14 protein-coding genes are annotated in these 16,938 nt (G+C 57.8%); 12 read left to right on the plus strand and 2 right to left on the minus strand.

Going from position 1 to position 16,938, the window contains the following annotated elements:
- Window positions 1–3: 3 nt before the first annotated feature.
- From EPN93_09835 to EPN93_09860, 6 genes are read left to right on the plus strand one after another with little or no spacing between them, the layout of a single operon-like run.
- On the plus strand, window positions 4–2,307 hold the full coding sequence (locus EPN93_09835) for a hypothetical protein (protein ID TAL35746.1): 2,304 nt from the start codon (window positions 4–6) through the stop codon (window positions 2,305–2,307).
- Between the two features lie 37 nt (window positions 2,308–2,344).
- Entirely contained in the window at window positions 2,345–3,511 is a 1,167-nt protein-coding gene (locus tag EPN93_09840) for a hypothetical protein (GenBank protein ID TAL35747.1), read from the plus strand.
- Between the two features lie 11 nt (window positions 3,512–3,522).
- A complete protein-coding gene (locus EPN93_09845; GenBank protein ID TAL35748.1) occupies window positions 3,523–4,845 on the plus strand; it encodes a sugar MFS transporter in 1,323 nt (440 codons plus the stop codon).
- Complete coding sequence (locus EPN93_09850) at window positions 4,842–5,939, plus strand: glucokinase (protein ID TAL35749.1); 1,098 nt, start codon at window positions 4,842–4,844, stop codon at window positions 5,937–5,939. The genes EPN93_09845 and EPN93_09850 overlap by 4 nt, the downstream gene beginning before the upstream one ends.
- A 20-nt stretch (window positions 5,940–5,959) precedes the next feature.
- Window positions 5,960–7,114, plus strand: coding sequence for a hypothetical protein (locus EPN93_09855; protein TAL35750.1), 1,155 nt, complete (start codon window positions 5,960–5,962; stop codon window positions 7,112–7,114).
- Window positions 7,115–7,134: 20 nt separating this feature from the next.
- A complete protein-coding gene (locus EPN93_09860; protein ID TAL35751.1) occupies window positions 7,135–8,835 on the plus strand; it encodes a hypothetical protein in 1,701 nt (566 codons plus the stop codon).
- A gap of 126 nt (window positions 8,836–8,961) precedes the next feature.
- On the opposite strand, the gene ubiG is transcribed toward EPN93_09860, so the two are convergent.
- Complete coding sequence (gene ubiG / locus EPN93_09865; protein TAL35752.1) at window positions 8,962–9,705, minus strand: 3-demethylubiquinone-9 3-O-methyltransferase; 744 nt, start codon at window positions 9,703–9,705, stop codon at window positions 8,962–8,964.
- Between the two features lie 225 nt (window positions 9,706–9,930).
- On the opposite strand from ubiG, the gene EPN93_09870 reads away from it, so the two are divergent.
- From EPN93_09870 to EPN93_09895, 6 genes are all read left to right on the plus strand, one after another.
- Window positions 9,931–10,950 (plus strand): aminoglycoside phosphotransferase, encoded by a 1,020-nt coding sequence (locus tag EPN93_09870; GenBank protein ID TAL35753.1) that lies wholly within the window; start codon window positions 9,931–9,933, stop codon window positions 10,948–10,950.
- A complete protein-coding gene (locus EPN93_09875) occupies window positions 10,947–11,891 on the plus strand; it encodes an NDP-sugar synthase (protein ID TAL35754.1) in 945 nt (314 codons plus the stop codon). The genes EPN93_09870 and EPN93_09875 overlap by 4 nt, the downstream gene beginning before the upstream one ends.
- A gap of 72 nt (window positions 11,892–11,963) precedes the next feature.
- Window positions 11,964–12,149, plus strand: a complete 186-nt coding sequence (locus EPN93_09880) for a twin-arginine translocase TatA/TatE family subunit (GenBank protein ID TAL35755.1) — start codon at window positions 11,964–11,966, stop codon at window positions 12,147–12,149.
- A complete protein-coding gene (locus EPN93_09885) occupies window positions 12,100–13,293 on the plus strand; it encodes a DUF1343 domain-containing protein (protein TAL35756.1) in 1,194 nt (397 codons plus the stop codon). Before EPN93_09880 ends, EPN93_09885 begins: the two co-directional genes overlap by 50 nt.
- A gap of 163 nt (window positions 13,294–13,456) precedes the next feature.
- Complete coding sequence (locus tag EPN93_09890; GenBank protein TAL35757.1) at window positions 13,457–14,398, plus strand: serine acetyltransferase; 942 nt, start codon at window positions 13,457–13,459, stop codon at window positions 14,396–14,398.
- A 22-nt stretch (window positions 14,399–14,420) separates the two neighbouring features.
- Entirely contained in the window at window positions 14,421–15,173 is a 753-nt protein-coding gene (locus EPN93_09895; GenBank protein TAL35758.1) for a ZIP family metal transporter, read from the plus strand.
- 319 nt (window positions 15,174–15,492) lie between these two features.
- On the opposite strand, the gene EPN93_09900 is transcribed toward EPN93_09895, so the two are convergent.
- Window positions 15,493–16,383, minus strand: coding sequence for a GNAT family N-acetyltransferase (locus EPN93_09900; GenBank protein TAL35759.1), 891 nt, complete (start codon window positions 16,381–16,383; stop codon window positions 15,493–15,495).
- Between the last annotated feature and the right edge of the window lie 555 nt (window positions 16,384–16,938).

The raw sequence follows: 16,938 nt of genomic DNA on the forward strand, positions 1-16,938 counted from the left end.
GAAATGTACGGGTGTGATAAGGTAACGCGATATTTCATGGGGCTGGTACTTGCTGTGTGTGCGGGGGTTTTTTTGCTCGGCTGCTCCTCGTCCGGGGGCGGCAACGAATGTGACGAGACCCTTGCTTCAAAAGCAAACCTGAGCTGCGGCGACGCGGACGTCGAGAAAGCCATGCGGCTGTTAAAGTCCATGTCGTTGTCGGAGAAGATTCAACAGATGAGCGGCCCTGTCTATAACGCCAGCAACATGTTCGATCAGGAGGACAACGACCGTCTCGACATTCCGGGCAACAAATACATGGACGGTCCGCGCGGCGTGCGCTGGTACAACACCGACTATGGAACCACGGTCTTCCCCGTGGCCGCGGCCAGGGCCTCGGCGTGGGACCGTGAGCTTGAGAGAAGAATCGGCAAGGCCTGCGCGAAGGAGATGCGTTACCTGGGGCGGCACGTGCTGCTGGCGCCCACTGTTAACCAGGTGATGCATCCCCGCTGGGGACGCGCGCAGGAGACCTATGGCGAGGACAGCTTTCTTCTGGGGGAAATGGGCGCCTCGTTTATAAAGGGCGTACAGTACGATCCCACCGCGGCCGATCCCGACGACCCCGACCATGTTATCGAGGACACCTATCGTGTCCAGGCGTGCGCAAAACACCTTGCGGCCAATAATATTGAGGACACGCGCATCTACGTGAACGCGGTGCTGGATAAGCGCACCCTGCGCGAAGTGTATCTGCCGCATTTCCAAAAGGTCGCCGACAGCGACGTGGCGGTCTTCATGGGCGCCTACAACCGGATAAACGGCAACTATAGCTGCTACAGCACAGATATTATCAGGAACATACTCAAAGAAGAATGGGGATTCAAGGGATACGTAGTCTCCGACTGGTTTGCGAAGGGAAGCTCGGTCAACTCGCCCGCGGCGGGACTGGACGTGGAGATGCCCTTCAGCTCGGGGACCTTCCCCTCCCAGTTCGACAGTGCGTATTTCTACGGCACCAACCTGGCGAGCGCGGTGGAAAGCGGCCTTGTGGATGAGGAACTCGTGGACGAGGCGGTGCTCAGGATACTTCATCGCAAAGTTTCTTATGGGATGCTGAATTATTCAGCAGCCTGGACGCCGTATCTCACACAGTCCGACACGGCACAGGCCCTCTCCCTTAAGGCGGCGGAGGAGGGGATGGTGCTCCTGAAAAACGGCGCGACGCGCAGTCTCGCCGACGACGTGCTTCCCCTGGACAAGGCATCGGTCACGAAGATTGCGGTGGTGGGAATGTTCGCGAACATGGAGAACATGGGCGACAAGGGTTCCAGCGATGCGAAAGCCAGGGACAGCTCGCTCGTTTTTACGCCTTACGAGGGTATCGCGAGCGTCTTCTCGTCATCAGCGGTGGCAACGTACCAGAACGTTGCCGGCAACGAAACGGATATTCTAACCGCCGATTGCGTCGTGGTGGTGTGCGCGTATTTTTATGCCGACCTTAACAGGTCGCCTTCTGGAGAAGAGGGCGAATGGAAGGACCGTGAAAGCATGGCGCTTGAGTCGCGCGATCTGACGAACATCGCCAATGCCGTGGCCCTTAAAAGCGGAAAACCGTCTCTCAAGATTATCGTTGTGGTGAAAAGCGGGGGTGCCGTGATCGTGAACGACTGGATCGGCGGAGTGGACGCGCTCATCATGTCCTGGTATGGGGGGATGCGGGAGGGCATAGCCCTGGGCGAGATTCTTGCCGGCGATGTCAACCCGAGCGGAAAGCTCTGCCAGAGCTTCCCGGTGAACGAAGCGGACCTGCCCGCGTTCAATAATTCCAGCGCGGGTGACGTGACCTACAACTACTATCACGGATACCGCTGGTTGGATAAGCAGGGCATCACGCCCATGTATTATTTCGGATACGGGCAAAGCTACACGACATTCAGCTACTCGAATCTCTCCATTTCCGACGCGACGATCGGCGAGGACGATGCGCTCACAGTCACCGTCGACGTGACGAATATCGGACCGGTGACCGGCTCGGAGGTCGTACAACTCTATGTAGGGTTTGATAATACCTCAATAAGCGCGTCAGCCGACCCGCAGGGATGGGGCCGGCCGGTGAAGGAGCTCAAGACCTTCGCGCGTGCCGCGGATATCGCTCCCGCCGAGACGAGAACGGTAACCTTAGCGGTGAAGGCACGTGATCTCGCCTACTGGAACGCGGGGACGGACACGTGGGTGGTTGAGAAGATGCCGTATCAGTTATACGTGGGGCCCTCGGCGGATTCCGCGGATACGAACATGAAGACGGGTATGTTTACCGTCGAATAAAAGACTCATCAATTCCTTGACGAGAAGGGGGCACACTATGAAGGGCAAAACGAGGTTGAGGAAGGGGACGGCCGGGGTGCTTGTCATGCTATTCCTGCTTGTATCGAGCGTCTCCATCGCCGCCGAGACGGCGAAGGAGACGGCGGCGGAGGGCATGGTACTGGAGGAATCGAAACCCCTGCGCTCCGATTCGGTAGAGCTTAAAATTCCTATAAAGCTTTCCGGCTATTTCTGGGTGGATACGGGCTATATGGAGCGCAGCAACACCCAAAGCGGCCAGTATGACCAGACCGCGAACTACATGCAGGGCCGGTTCGTGCTCGCGGGCACCTACTACCGGGAATTGGGGAACTTTTTCGCGCTCGCGAAGGTCGAGCTGGTGGGATACGAGAACGAATATACCCAATCCCAGTACGAAGTGCACACCCTCGACAGCTATGTAAAATTCGGGCAGAAGTGGTGGGACATACAGGTGGGACGCTTCCTTGCCTGGGAGGTCTATTCCCGCGGCCAGGGGATCGAACTGTACACCGCGGAGGAGGCGGGCGCGCTGGACGGACCTTCCATGTATCTGCTCGATTTTACCCGGGGCCATAAGAACGAGGCCGGCCAGGCGGCCGTGCATCTGTTTCCCTTTGATTTCCTGAAATTCGAGGTCGCGGGCGTATACGGCCAGGAGTCGAATCAGAACAACATGGGGATCCGCCCCGTGGCCGATCTCAAGCTCTGGAAATTCCAGGTGGTGGGGGGATATGAATACCTGAGGCAGTCGCCCCAGACCGAGGCCGACAAGGTGGAGGTCACGTCCAGGGGATACGCCGGGAGGCTGCAGCTCAACCTCCCGGTAGTTACCACGGGCGTGGATTATTCGAGCGCGCATGTGAAATACATTAATATCAATGGAGAAGTCGACGGGGAAAAGACGACGGACACCACCAGCATTGGCGCCTTCATCGATGTCGATTTCTGGAAAAATTCCATAGGACTGGGCTACCACCACACACGGCAGAAAAACAAACAGGGAGAGGAAAACACCCATGATCAAATGTTCATGTCGTATCTCTTCCGCCTTCCGATAGAGGGTCTCAGCCTCAAGGCCGTGTACGGCTTTGCCACTGCACATATCCAGGACGTCGACGCGAATTCGGAATGGGACAACGATATGCGCTCGTTTCGCCTGAGGATTTCGTACGAGTTCAAATAACGGAGGATCCCATGTCGCACAGCAAGAAAATCCCGGACGCGGGCGCCGTCGGCGCCGCCACTACGCGACACACGAAAGAGCTCGTAATACTCACTTCGCTCTTTTTTATATGGGGCTTCCTTACCTGTCTGAATGATATATTGATTCCCCATTTAAAGGCGGTCTTCGCGCTCAGCTATGCCCAGTCGATGCTGATTCAGTTCAGTTTTTTCGGGGCCTATTTTATCGTTTCCGCCCCCTCTGGTGCCCTGGTACAGAAGGTAGGGTATAAAACCGGCATAATAATCGGGCTGGTAATAGCCGGCACAGGCTGCCTGCTGTTCTATCCCTCGGCGGGGCTGCGCTCATACGCGCTCTTCCTTGCGGCCCTGTTCATTCTCGCTTCCGGAATTACGCTTTTGCAAGTGTCCGCAAATCCGTATGTCACGGTGCTCGGAAGTCAGGAGACGTCATCCAGCCGTCTCACGCTGACGCAGGCGTTCAATTCGCTTGGAACCACCGTGGCCCCTTTCTTCGGTTCATTGATAATATTGTCGGTCGTCTTGCTGGGACCGGAAGAAACCGTGAAGCTCTCTGCGGCGGAATTAGAGGCGTACCGTATCGCGGAATCGTCCGTGGTGCAAATGCCGTATCTGGGCCTCGCGATCACGCTTTTCATTATTGCCGTTATGTTCTATTTCTTTAAACTGCCTTCGATCTCGGAGATAAACGTTGGCGAGTGCGCGGTGACCGAGCGACAGGTTTCGAAGAAGAGCGTATGGGAATACCGGCACCTCGTTCTCGGGGCCCTGGCCATATTCGTATACGTAGGCGCGGAGGTTGCTATTGGCAGCTTTATGGTGAACTTCATAAGCGATGGTTCCATAGGGGGATTATCGAAGATGAAGGCCGGCACGTTTGTGGCATATTATTGGGGAGGTGCGATGATCGGGAGGTTTGTGGGGTCTGCGGTTATGCAGAAAATAAATCCCGACCGGGTCCTGGGTTTCAACGCCGCTGGGGCGGCCCTTCTGGTCCTTGTCACTATCGTTACATCGGGTAAAATCGCGATGTGGTCGATATTACTCGTCGGCGTGTTCAACTCCATCATGTTCCCCTCGATCTTTAGCCTCTCGGTACGCGGCTTGGGCGAGCATACGTGCCAGGGCTCGGGCATTCTGTGCATGGCCATCGTAGGGGGCGCGATCCTACCGATTTTGCAGGGAGTGCTCGCCGATCATATCGGGATCCACTATTCCTTCGCGCTGCCGTTGTTGTGCTACATCTATATCCTGATCTACGCGCTCAAAGGTTCTGCCGTGCGGGAGCTGAGCACGGAAGGAGCTGGAATATGACCATGCGGTGGCTGAGCAGTGATTTAGACCAGGATTCCATTCTGCTGGCGGGGGACGTAGGGGGGACGAACACCAACCTCGCGCTTGTTGGCGAAAAGAGGGGCAGGTATACGCTCATCGCAAAGATGCAGCGACCTTCGGCCGAGGTGACCGATATTTTGGAGCCTGTGTTCCACCTGCTCTATTCCGTAGCGGAGCGATATCCCCACCTAAAGCCCCAGGCGTGCTGCATAAGCGCGGCGGGACCGGTCGAGCACAATCGCTGCCGTATGACGAACTGCCGTTGGGACGTGGACGGGAACCGCGTGCAATCGGAAACGGGGATCGAGACCGTGGTAATAAACGATTTCCTCGCGATCAGCCATGCCGTGCCCCATCTTGATGTGGAGGACGCCGAGAAGATCGTGAAGGTTCCGCATCCTGACGGATCCCTGCCGCCGGAAAGCGGGGGTGTAAAGCTCGTCATTGGACCCGGCACAGGACTTGGCGTGGGCTTTCTGGTTCCCGTGAACGGCTCATATATTCCTTTCCCGTCCGAGGGAGGGCATTCCGATTTTGCACCGTATGATTCCCATACACGGGATCTTTGCGAATTCGTGCGCGGGAGCATGCCGGTGAAGTCTGGCGTGGAGCCCTTCGTATCGGGTCAAGGCATTGTGAATATCTACCGCTTTTTGCGCCAGCGCGGACCCGTTGAAACGGACGACATACTTCGCATGGTGGACGCCGCGCCCGATACTCAGAAGCCTGCACTCATTGAGCGCTATCGTATGGAAAATGAAATCTGTCGAGAAACCGTCACGCTCTTTCTTGGCATGCTGGGCAATTTCACCGGGAGCCTTTGCGCGGTGTTCCTTCCCATGGGCGGGGTCTACATCGCCGGCGGTATGGTTGCGCGTAACGGGAACCTGATACTTGAGAACGAGGTTTTTATGAAGCACTTCAGCAGGAATTATCGCGCCTCGATTGAGGGCATTCTCAACAAAATTCCCGTTTACCTTATCAGGGACTATTCGATATCGCTGTACGGGGCCGCCGGTGCGGCTGTCCGGCTTATCCGAGATAAACAGTTCCAGGGAATAGGTTCCGTATAAGAAGATGTGGTATATTATTCATGCGAATCTTTGGGCACGGATATAACTATGTGCGGCAGGAGGCCGATCAAATGCGCGCGTTCAGATTGATGGCGGTTGTGTGTCTTGCTGCGGCTGTCATGTTGATTACTGCTCCATTAAGACCTGAAGAAAACAAAGTGAAAATCGTGTTTTTTTCGCCGCGGGGTCCAGATGATATTTTCTGGGAGCAGTTTGCCTCCTTCATGAAGGAAGCGATCGACGATCTCGGAATGGAAATGAAGGTTTATTTCGCAAACGGCAACCATGTGAAGATGGTGGAACAGGCCGAGCATGCTTTGAAAGAAGACAATCCATCGATGCTGGTGTTTCAAAACTTCAAGAAGCAGGGAAGAGTAATTCTGGAAATGGCCGAAGCCGCGCGCGTGCCCTCGTTTATCGTGAACGCAGGATTCTCGGAGCGCGACGAATTGGGAAAACCACGCGAAAAATTCAAATACTGGATCGGGGAGATGCTGCCGGACGACGAGGAGGCCGGTTTCGTCCTGGCCGATATCCTTATCCGAAACGCACCCTCCAGACCGGATGGAAGCGTCTACATGGTCGCGCTCACGGGGAACATCGCCGACAGCGCCTCTGCGGAGCGGCAGCGGGGGTTGGAGCGCGCAGTACGGATCCACCCTCATGTGAGGCTGCAGCAAGTGTTCTCTACCGATTGGAGCTCGGATATGGCCCGTATGAAATTCAATCTTCTTAAAAAGAGCAGGTACCCGGACACCTCCGTGGTGTGGGCAGCCGGTGACGCGGTGGCGCTGGGCGTCATCAGCGGTGCCGGAGATCTCGATCTGAAAGTAGGTACGGATATCATAACTGGCGGTGTGGATTGGAGTGCGGAAGGATTGCGCTCCGTCCTGGCCGGGGAGATGACCGCGACAATGGGCGGTCACTTCATGGAAGGGGCATGGGTCGCGGTGCTTGCATATGACTATTTTCACGGCAAGGATTTCGCTGCGGAAACGGTGCGGATGCGCTCTCGAATGAGCGCGGTTACAAAGGTGAATGCTGAATCGTATATCAATGCCCTGGGCCGAGAGAACTGGGGCAAAATCGATTTTCGGAAGTTTTCCAAAGCCCTGAATTCCGCCGCCCTACAATACGATTTTTCGGTGCAGTCGGTGCTCAATCAGGTCAAGTAAAGGCTTGCGAGGAGGAACGAATGAAGCGTGCGGGAGAATCGGCGCGAAAACTTCTTCAGGTGATCAAGGAGCACGCGCCGAGATATTACCGCCGGCTCTCCCTGAGGAACAAAATTATAGTTCCGGTGGGCACCGTGGTATGCCTGTCCCTGATCGTGTTCATTTATATGCTCGCGGCAGGATTGAGAAAAGAGAACGAGTCCCGTCTCAAAGATAAGGCCGAGCAAATGTCGGCGCTCATTGTATCGTCGAGTCTCGCGGCGCTGTGGGAGTATGATGCTAAGGCGCTTGCCGCGACCTCGCGCTCTTTTCTGGCCGACGAGGATGTCGAATCGATCGTGATCGCGGACAGCAAGGGGATCGAGATTGTGAGCCTGTCGAACGAGGTGGCCGGTTCGGGAACGATCCTGATCGAGAAGGATTTCCTCATGGACGGGGTGAAGATAGGTATACTGCGTGCGGTCTTCTCCGGTCGTCATAGTGAACGCACGCTGGCGCGACTGCAGTTTATCCTGTATTCTTTTACGATCGTAATCTGTATACTAATCATCGTCACTACGAAGGCGATTACCGGGTTCCTGTTCAAACCCATGCATTATGTAATGAAAAAGGTTCAGAGGCTTACGTCCGGCGATCTGAGTCACGACAAGACGGAGTTGAAAAAGTCATTCGCGTTATACGGCCTCGATGATGCGGCGCACGAGAACGGATATGTGGGCGATGAAATTATCCGGCTTCTCTCATCGTTCGACAGCTTCACGACTAGAATGGCGGACGTGGTTGCCGGGGTTCAGAAATTCAGCATGGGATTGCATTCTTCCATGAAAGGGATGCACTCGTCGGCACGAGTGTTTTCGAATAACGCACAAAATCAGGCTGCGGCGGCGGAGGAGGTAAGCGCGAGCGTCCTGCAAGTTAATGAACGAATGAGCCTGATCGCGGGCAATTCGGTGGAGCAACTCGCGCTTCTGGATGAGTTGATTCACCGGATCACCGTTCTCAGCGGGTTGGTGAGCGAGACGGACGTAATGCTGCGCGCGGTCCAGCAGGAGACGGCAAACATTCTCGAAACGGTAAGCAGTGCCGAAAAATCCCTGGAGGCGATGGGTGGCAGCATGGAGAGAATCGGCGAGAGCTCGTCCGGCATAACGAATATCGTCAACATCATCGACAACATTTCCGAGCAGATAAACCTTCTGTCGCTGAACGCCGCCATTGAGGCGGCGCGTGCAGGGCAGGCGGGACGCGGTTTTGCCGTGGTCGCGCAAGAGATAACGAAGCTCGCGGATGAGACTGCTCTGAGCATTAAAAGTATCAGCACGCTGATACGAACGAACGAGATTGAAATCGGGGAGGGGCGAAAGAAATCCCTGGAAACGGTCGCGAACGCTGGGAAAATATTGCGGGCGGTAATGGTGATAAGCCAGAAAATCGAGAATGTGTTCGACAACATGGCCGGACAAGTGAAGGCTAACGAAGCCGTTAACAGACACGCCGCCTTGCTCAGAAAGCACTCTGAAGGCATTCGCGAGGCTACGGACGAGCAGAAAAACTCGCTCGCGGAAATCGTGTCGTCCATAGAATCTATAAGCGAGATTACCCAGCGGAACGCAGAAGGCGCAGATGGTCTCACGGCGCGCGCGGGAGAGATCAGGGAGGTCAGCGCACAGCTGAACGAAAAGGTGGTTTTTTTTACCATCGGCCAGGAGGGTATCGATTAGGATGCGAAGGCCTATTTCAGTGACGGGAAGGCGCACTTCTGGATGAAGAGAGGAAGCTTCGTTAAGTGGTGGCGGCTCGCTGTGATGGAAAACCTGGTGATCAAGAGCGAAAATCGGGATCCTGATTCAGGGACGCTTCCGCGCGTACCCGATAAACGAGAAAAGCGTGAGTGGGGTGAAGGTAAACCCGAAGCCTTCTCCAACTACTCCGGTTAAGGGAATTCTTATAAGGTCTGCATTCAACCGGGGACGTATGCCCCTGATTTCCACAACATCCAGGCCGCTGCGGCGGCACATCTCCCTGATCTCCCGGGGCTTCGTGAACAGTCGCAGCACGTGCATGTGGTGTGGCGTGTTCCTGACGAACCACTCGACGCACTTGATGATGAGGAACCACGCGAACACGTTCCGGTTTATCGTGTGGAAGAAAAAAAGTCCGCCGGGCACGAGCACCCGCGACGCCTCGCGGATCACCGCCTGCCGGTCCTCCACATGCTCCAGGAAATCCATCATGCACACGACCCGGAAGCTCCCGTCCGCGAAGGGGAGACGGTACCCGTCGGCTTGGAGGTACCGAACGCTGCGCGTCGCGTCGCGCGCCGCGGCGGCGGCCAGGCTGCTGTGGGAAATATCGACCCCCGTCACCGTATGCCCCTCGGCGGCAAGCCTGTTGGCGAGAAAGCCGCCGCCGCAGGCGACGTCGAGCACGGTGATCTTTTCCTCGCCGAACTTTCCGCGGATCGTCTCCGTGATCCAGGCGTTCTTGATCCTGCCCTCGGCGCGCAGCAGCGCCACGGGGTCGTCATGGGCCGTGTACCACCGGTCACCGTAGCTATCGTAAAAATCGTTGTTGACCTTATCGCTCTTCATTGCAATAGCGCGCCCGCCATTTCCCGTGTCCCACGGTTTTCGGATCGTGAGTCCCATTCTAGAAATATAACCTCGATGATCGCCCTTGTCATCCCCGACCGGCAGACACCTTCCTGTTTCCTGTTTGACAGAAACCCACAGTCCCTGCTATGCATGACCGATCCGGTTTCGCCATAATGCCCGTGCAGCGAATAGTGCCGGCGGAACCCCGGACCAGGAAACTTCATGAACGACCCTCGACCCGCATACATGCCCGATCCCGATACCGCCTCGTTTATCCGCGACCGCTGGGGGGCGATCTCGTCCGTCGACAAGCTCATGGGCGACGCCTCGGCGCGCGAGTACTTCAGGGTGCGTGCGGAAAAGGGGACCAGCATCCTCTGCCGCGACGCGGCGCTCCGTGGGAAACCACTCGAGGATTACCACTACGCCGCGGTGCATCGCCTCTTCACCAAACAGGGGATCCCCATGGCCGATGTCTATCGCATGGATAACGCCACGGGCGTCCTGCTTCTCGAAGACCTGGGCGACCTCCTGCTCGAAGAGGCGCGCGGGACCATGAGCGTCGCGGAAGAGGAATCGGTGTATCGGCGCATAATCGACATCCTGGTGCGCATCCAGTCCGTCCCGGACGACGGCTCTATTCCCTTCGGATATCGCTTCGATTCCGCGCGCCTCATGTTCGAATTCGATTACTTCCTGGAGCACATGCTGAACGGCTACCTGGGCGCGCCGCTGTCCGGGACCGATGTCGATGCGCTGCGCGCCGATTTCACCCGCATCGCGTCGATACTCGACCGCGGGGACCTGTTCGTGTTGAACCACCGCGACTACCAGAGCAGGAACATCATGCTCGCGGGCGACGCGCCGTACGTCATCGACTTCCAGGACGCGCGCCCCGGACTCCCGCAGTACGACCTGGTGTCGCTCCTGCGCGATCCCTACGCGGTGCTCGATCCCGGCCTTGCAGGGCATCTGACATCCTATTACTTCGAGACCGCGCGGGAAAAGGGAATCCACCGGATGGGACGGGACGAGTTCGACCGCTTCTTCGACATCATGGCCTTCCAGCGCGTCGTGAAGGCGCTGGGTACCTACGGCTTCCAGTCGTCGAAGGGAGGGAAAAAATATTTCGCGGAGTACATCCCGCCCGCGACCGGATACGTGCGCGCCCTGGCGGCGCGAAGGGACGAGCTGAAGCGCGCGGGCGTGCTCATCGATAACGCGTTCGGGGGCGCGCGGTGAAGGCCTTCATACTCGCAGCGGGATACGGCGAGCGCCTGCGCCCGGTCACGGATGAAATCCCGAAGCCCCTGGTCCCCGTGGTGAACGTTCCCGCGATCTGTTATGCCCTCATGCTCTGCGCGGAGGCGGGAATACGCGAGGTCGTGGTCAACCTTCACTATCGCCCCGATGAAATCAGGAAATATTTTGACGAGAATGCCCGCTTCGGGATGGAGGTGCATTTCTCATACGAGGAGACGATCCTGGGTACCGGGGGCGGCGTGAAAAAATGCGCGGACATCCTCGCCGGCGGCGATTTCGTCCTCCTGAACGGCGACGTCATTACCGATGTGCAGCTCGCGGATATTATCGCGCGGCACCGGACGCTGGGCGCCGAGGGCACGGTGATGCTCGCGGACGGATCGGAACAGGGCGTCCCCGGGGACGCCGGGACGGACGGAACCCGCGTCGTCGATTTCAGGAATTTCCTTGAAACCGGGGAAAGGGGCCCACTCGTGAACACGGGACTCGCGGTGCTTTCCCCCCGCGTTCTCGAATTCTGCACCGCCGGATTTTCAAGCATCGTCTACACCGCCTACGTCGCCCTCATCCGTCGGCGGACGCTGCATTATTACGAGCACACGGGGCTCTGGCGCGATATCGGGTCCGTAAGCTCGTACCTGTCCGCCGGCATGGCGCTCATGGGCGGAAAAAGCGGCCTGGAGGCGCGCATGTACCGGGCGCTCGGCATTACAATGCACGACGTTTCCGGTGACACGCGTATCGGGCCGGGGGCCGATATACGGGACTCCGTGATAGGAAGCGGCGCGGAAATCGGGGCAGGGGCCCTTGTCGAGCGCTCGGTGGTGCTCCCGGGGGGCAGGGTACCGGCAGGCGACCGGGTGAGCGGTGCCGTGGTTACGCGAGACCGGGTACTTGCCGCGGGAGTGGACATTAAGTAGATTACCGGTAGAGAAAAGAGTTGATAAATTTCCGGTGTTGAAGCCACTGGTCATGCATACGGGAGGACATCCATGAATCTAGGCATACCGGAGCTGATGATCATTTTCTTCATTATACTTCTCGTCTTTGGCGCGGGCAAGATACCGAAAATCGCCAAGGACATCGGAAGCGGCATCAGGGAATTCAAGAAATCCATGAACGGGGAAGATGACCACAAAGACACTCCCACCCAGACCGGCGGCAAGACCGGGGCTTGATGTCCTGCTGGGCGAAACGCATCCCCTCGCGGGGCTTCGCGTCGCCCTCATCGCCAACCAGACCTCGATAACCTCCGGCCTTCGGTACGGGTGGGATGCGCTCGCGGACGCGGGCGTGAACCTCGTACGTGTCTTCTCCCCCGAACACGGCATCTACGGCACCGAACAGGACCAGGCGGCCGTTACGCGCGAGCCTTCGTTTCCCTGCGAGGTGGTGAGCCTGTACGGCTCCTCGCGCGACTCCCTTGCGCCGGCGGGCGCCCTGCTGGACGACATCGACGCCGTAGTGTTCGACATACAGGACATCGGCACACGCTATTATACCTTCGCGAATACCATGGCCATGTGCATGGGCGCGGCCTCCGGCCGGGACATACGCTTCGTCGTGCTCGACCGGCCCAACCCCATAGGGGGCGCGTGCGCGGAGGGACCGCCGCTCGAAGAGGGATTCGAGTCGTTCGTGGGGGTATTCCGGGTGCCCGTACGCCACGGGCTCACCGCCGGCGAGCTCGCATTTCTGTACAAGAACCGGAACGGCCTGGACCTGGACCTGCGCATCGTACGGATGGAGGGATGGCGCCGCGACATGTCCTTCACATCATGCGGGCTCCCTTGGGTCCCACCCTCCCCGAACATGCCGACGGAAGATACCGCGCTCGTCTATCCGGGCATGTGCCTGCTCGAGGGCACGAACCTCTCCGAGGGCAGGGGAACCACCACGCCCTTCGAGATGTTCGGGGCGCCGTGGATCGACCCGTATCTCTTCTGCCGGGAGATCAACGCCCTGGGGGTTCCCGGGGCGCATTTCCGCCCCTTGTTTTTCAAACCTACGTTCAACAAGTTCGCGGGATCCGTGTGCGGGGGCGCCTTTCTCCACGTGACGAAACCCGCGGAGTTCCGGTCATTCCTGGCGGGGGTGGCCGTCGTCCATACCGCGCTTCGCCTGTACCCGGGAGAGTTCGCATTCGCCCGCGGGGTGTACGAATTCAACGACATCCACCCCGCGTTCGACCTGCTCGCGGGGGGAGCAGGAATCCGTACGATGCTCCATGCCGCCCTTCCCTTGGAAGAGGTTGCGGCTTCGTGGCACGAAACCGAGGAACGCTATGTCCGCGAAAAGGGCGAATTTCATCTTTATCGTTGACGCGTCCGTGGCATGAATATATACACGGACAAAACCGAATACGCGTATTTCCCGGGATCGCACGATTGTCGCGGCGGATCCTCGCTCCGGCCCGGGCGGAGAGGCAGTTCGCGCGGGGTCGGGCTAAGGGCCCGGCGGCGCTGTACAATAAGGACGGAGAACTATGGGCGATGACTCCAGAATGAACGGGCGCTATGAGGAAAGCTTGGCACGGGTGGTCGAGGAGCTTTGCCACCCGTCTTCGTACGAAACCGTGTTCCAGAGGGCGAGCCACGAGGTGCCCATGCCCTCGGTCGAGACGCTGGGCGAGGTCGTGGAGCTTTTACGCGAGGTGATATTTCCCGGTTACTACGGCCACTCGGAGCTCACCGCGGGGACCATGCCTTACTATATCGGCTCCACAATCGACAAGGTGTTCACCCTCCTTAAGGAACAGATAAACCGCGGCCTGTGCTTCTCCTGCGACGATCCCGAATCGGTCGATTGTGCGGTCTGCGAGGTGCGCGCGCACGACATCACCCTGGGCCTGCTCGATGCGCTGCCCGGGATCCGGCGCATGCTCACGACCGACGTGGAGTCCTCGTTCGAGGGCGATCCCGCGGCCAAAAGCTACGGCGAAACCATCTACTGCTACCCGAGCGTACGCGCGGTCACCAACTTCCGCATCGCGCACGAGCTGTACCGCTTGGGCGCACCGCTCATCCCGCGCATCATCACGGAAATGGCGCATTCGGAAACGGGGATCGACATCCACCCCGGCGCGAGCATCGGCGGCCGGTTTTTCATCGATCACGGCACGGGAACGGTCGTGGGGGAAACCTGCGTCATAGGTGCGAACGTGAGGATATACCAGGGGGTCACCCTGGGCGCCCGGAGCTTTCCGCTGGACGAACTGGGCAGGCCCATGAAGGGCATACCGCGCCACCCCATCGTGGAGGATAACGTGATAATCTATTCCGGCGCCACGATTCTCGGGAGGGTGACCATAGGCCGCGGTTCCGAGATCGGAGGAAACGTGTGGCTCACGCACGACGTACCGCCGCGCAGCCGCATCTACCAGGGACGCGCCGAGGAGCATTATTTCATGGAAGGGGAAGGGATCTAACCGCCGGTCCGGGGGAGCACACATGTCGGAATCCATACTGTATTCGCTCGGCGCGGTGATCGCGGTGAGCCTCATCTCTCTCATAGGCATCCTCATCCTCCTCATCGGGGAAGAGATGCTCAGGAGGGGCCTCTTTGTGCTCGTAAGCCTCTCGGTAGGGGGACTGCTGGGCGACTCCTTCATCCATCTCATTCCCGAATCCTTCAAGCGCTCCACGTCCGCGATGGAGAGCGCGCTGCTCGTAATTGCCGGCATTTTCGTATTTTTCATCCTTGAAAAGCTGCTACAGTGGAGGCATGATCACGCCCTCCCGGGCAAGGACAACGGCATTCACCCGGTGGGCTACATGAACCTGGTCGCGGACGGTCTCCACAACCTCTTCGACGGGATGCTCATCGCCTCCTCGTTCATGGCGGGAACGCATATCGGCGTCACCACGACGCTTGCCGTCGTCCTGCATGAGATCCCGCAGGAGATCGGCGATTTCGGAATCCTTCTTCACGCGGGATTCACGAAGCGGAAGGCGCTCCTCTTCAATTTTTTATCGGCCTCCCTGGCGATTCTCGGCGCGCTGGGGGCGATACTCCTGAACACGGGGTTCGAGAACTTTTCCTCACTCATGCTCCCGCTCACCGCGGGGGGATTCATCTACATCGCCGCGTCCGACCTCATCCCCGAGCTCCACAAGGAGACGAACCCGCTGCGCTCGATCATCCAGCTCGGTGCTATGGCGGCGGGCACAGGGATGATGCTGGCGATCGCCCTCTTCGAGTAGCTGCCCATTATCTCGTCACATCTCCATCTCTCCTTTTCTAACGCGAAAACAATACTTATACTGATGGCGCCTTTCATGGGAGATAGGGAGATAACGGCTCAACGGCGATCATAGAGATAAAGACACGGATTTCTTTACCCTTTTGAAAACCCCGCCTTTATCTCCTCAATCTCTTACATCCCCCAACACGAAAATAGGCATTGTTATGCATAAAGGTGGCTAAAAAGAATTATGGTTCTTATTTTCATGCTTTCTGGATGACGGCCCGCCGTCATGCTGAACTTACACGCCCTAGCCGTAGCGTGGGAGGCGCCCGCGGTCAGATTCGCCGCAATCCCCGCAGTGAATTCGAAATCTTCTTCCCGACGAAGGCAGCGGGGAATCCGATACACGATTTCCCGTGAAGCTTCATGTACAGGTCGAACGCGCAGATCTCCCGAAACCCGATGGCACGATACACCGGTGCACCCATGGGTGTCGCCTGAAGGGTCGCGAAACCGCAACCGAGCTCTTTCGCCTTGTCGAGCGCGGTGAGGGTCAGCGCGGTCGCTATCCCCCTCCGGCGTGCTTCGGGGACCGTGATGATGTTATACAGGCCGGCCATCTTTCCGGTGACGAATACCGTGAACGTTGCCGCCGGTTTGCCGGAACAATATGCCAGGTAATGAAGAGCGGGCGGGGCGCCGTCTATAAACAGCCGCCGATACCTGGTGAAGATAAAATCGGCGAGGGAACGCGAATAATCGAACCCGTCCGCGTAGATCGCGAGCCATGCTTTTAATTCCTCCGGAGATTCAACCCTTTTTACATTCAGCCCGTGAGCAGGGACTTTCGCGATCGAGGACTCGTTGAGATTGATCGCCATCCCGCGCTGCGTCTGCGCATGCGTGAAACCGTTCTTTTTCAGGCGCGCCGCCAGGTCGTGCGGGCTCGATGACGGCCCCGTGGTGAGGAACACGGGAAGCTTCCTATCGCTGAAAGGCCGGACCAACTCGCGTATCCCGGCGTCCGCGTCTCCCGTGCCGCCAAGCGTCATTTTGTAAATGGAATTCGACTGCATGGACGGAATTCCTATTTCCGAAATGAACCTGAGTGCGTGGCGGTCCTCGAAATAATCGTTTTCCCCATGCGTCGCAAACAGCCTCACGTATGCGAAAAGATTTTCCTCCGCGGCCTTGATGGTCTCATCCTGAGACGGTTGGTTTTTCATGTAACCTCCTTTCTAAGCGGACTTGAGCAGCGAAGGAGAACAAAAAAGAGTGAGTGCTCACTCATTATTTCGGATATTCCTCTGTTTCTGTCAATTCATTTTCGGGAACACGCGATCACTCCCGGGGCACATCGGGCTGCCGTGAATGAAAAAGAGCGTGAATTATTTTCCGGGAAGCGGGGCGTAAATGGGCATACCTCGCCCCTGGTTTGGCGTGCGTGTGGACGAAAGATGCTTAATGTGAGGCGGTGCGGCGGAGTATTTTGGTGGGTGAGGCCCTTGTAGGGTGGTTTTCGGTGTCTCCCCAGTAGAATTCCCAGCACAAAATGCCCCCTGCGCTCCTCCGGCCGATGGCATAATGGGGGAACCGAACATAATTATGCCTTCCGGCTGAATCGCACAGCAGCTCGTGGAGATAGCGCTTGGTCGCGATGGCAACCAGATGCGAGACCGAGAACCGGCTCAACTTACGGAAATCCGAAGCAAACTCATTCTCATTCTTCCTATAGCGAATCGGAAAACAATGCCACCTCTTCCAGGGATCACGGGGCTGAT

It is taken from the genome of Spirochaetota bacterium, from assembly GCA_004297825.1.
GTDB lineage: Bacteria > Spirochaetota > UBA4802 > UBA4802 > UBA5368 > FW300-bin19.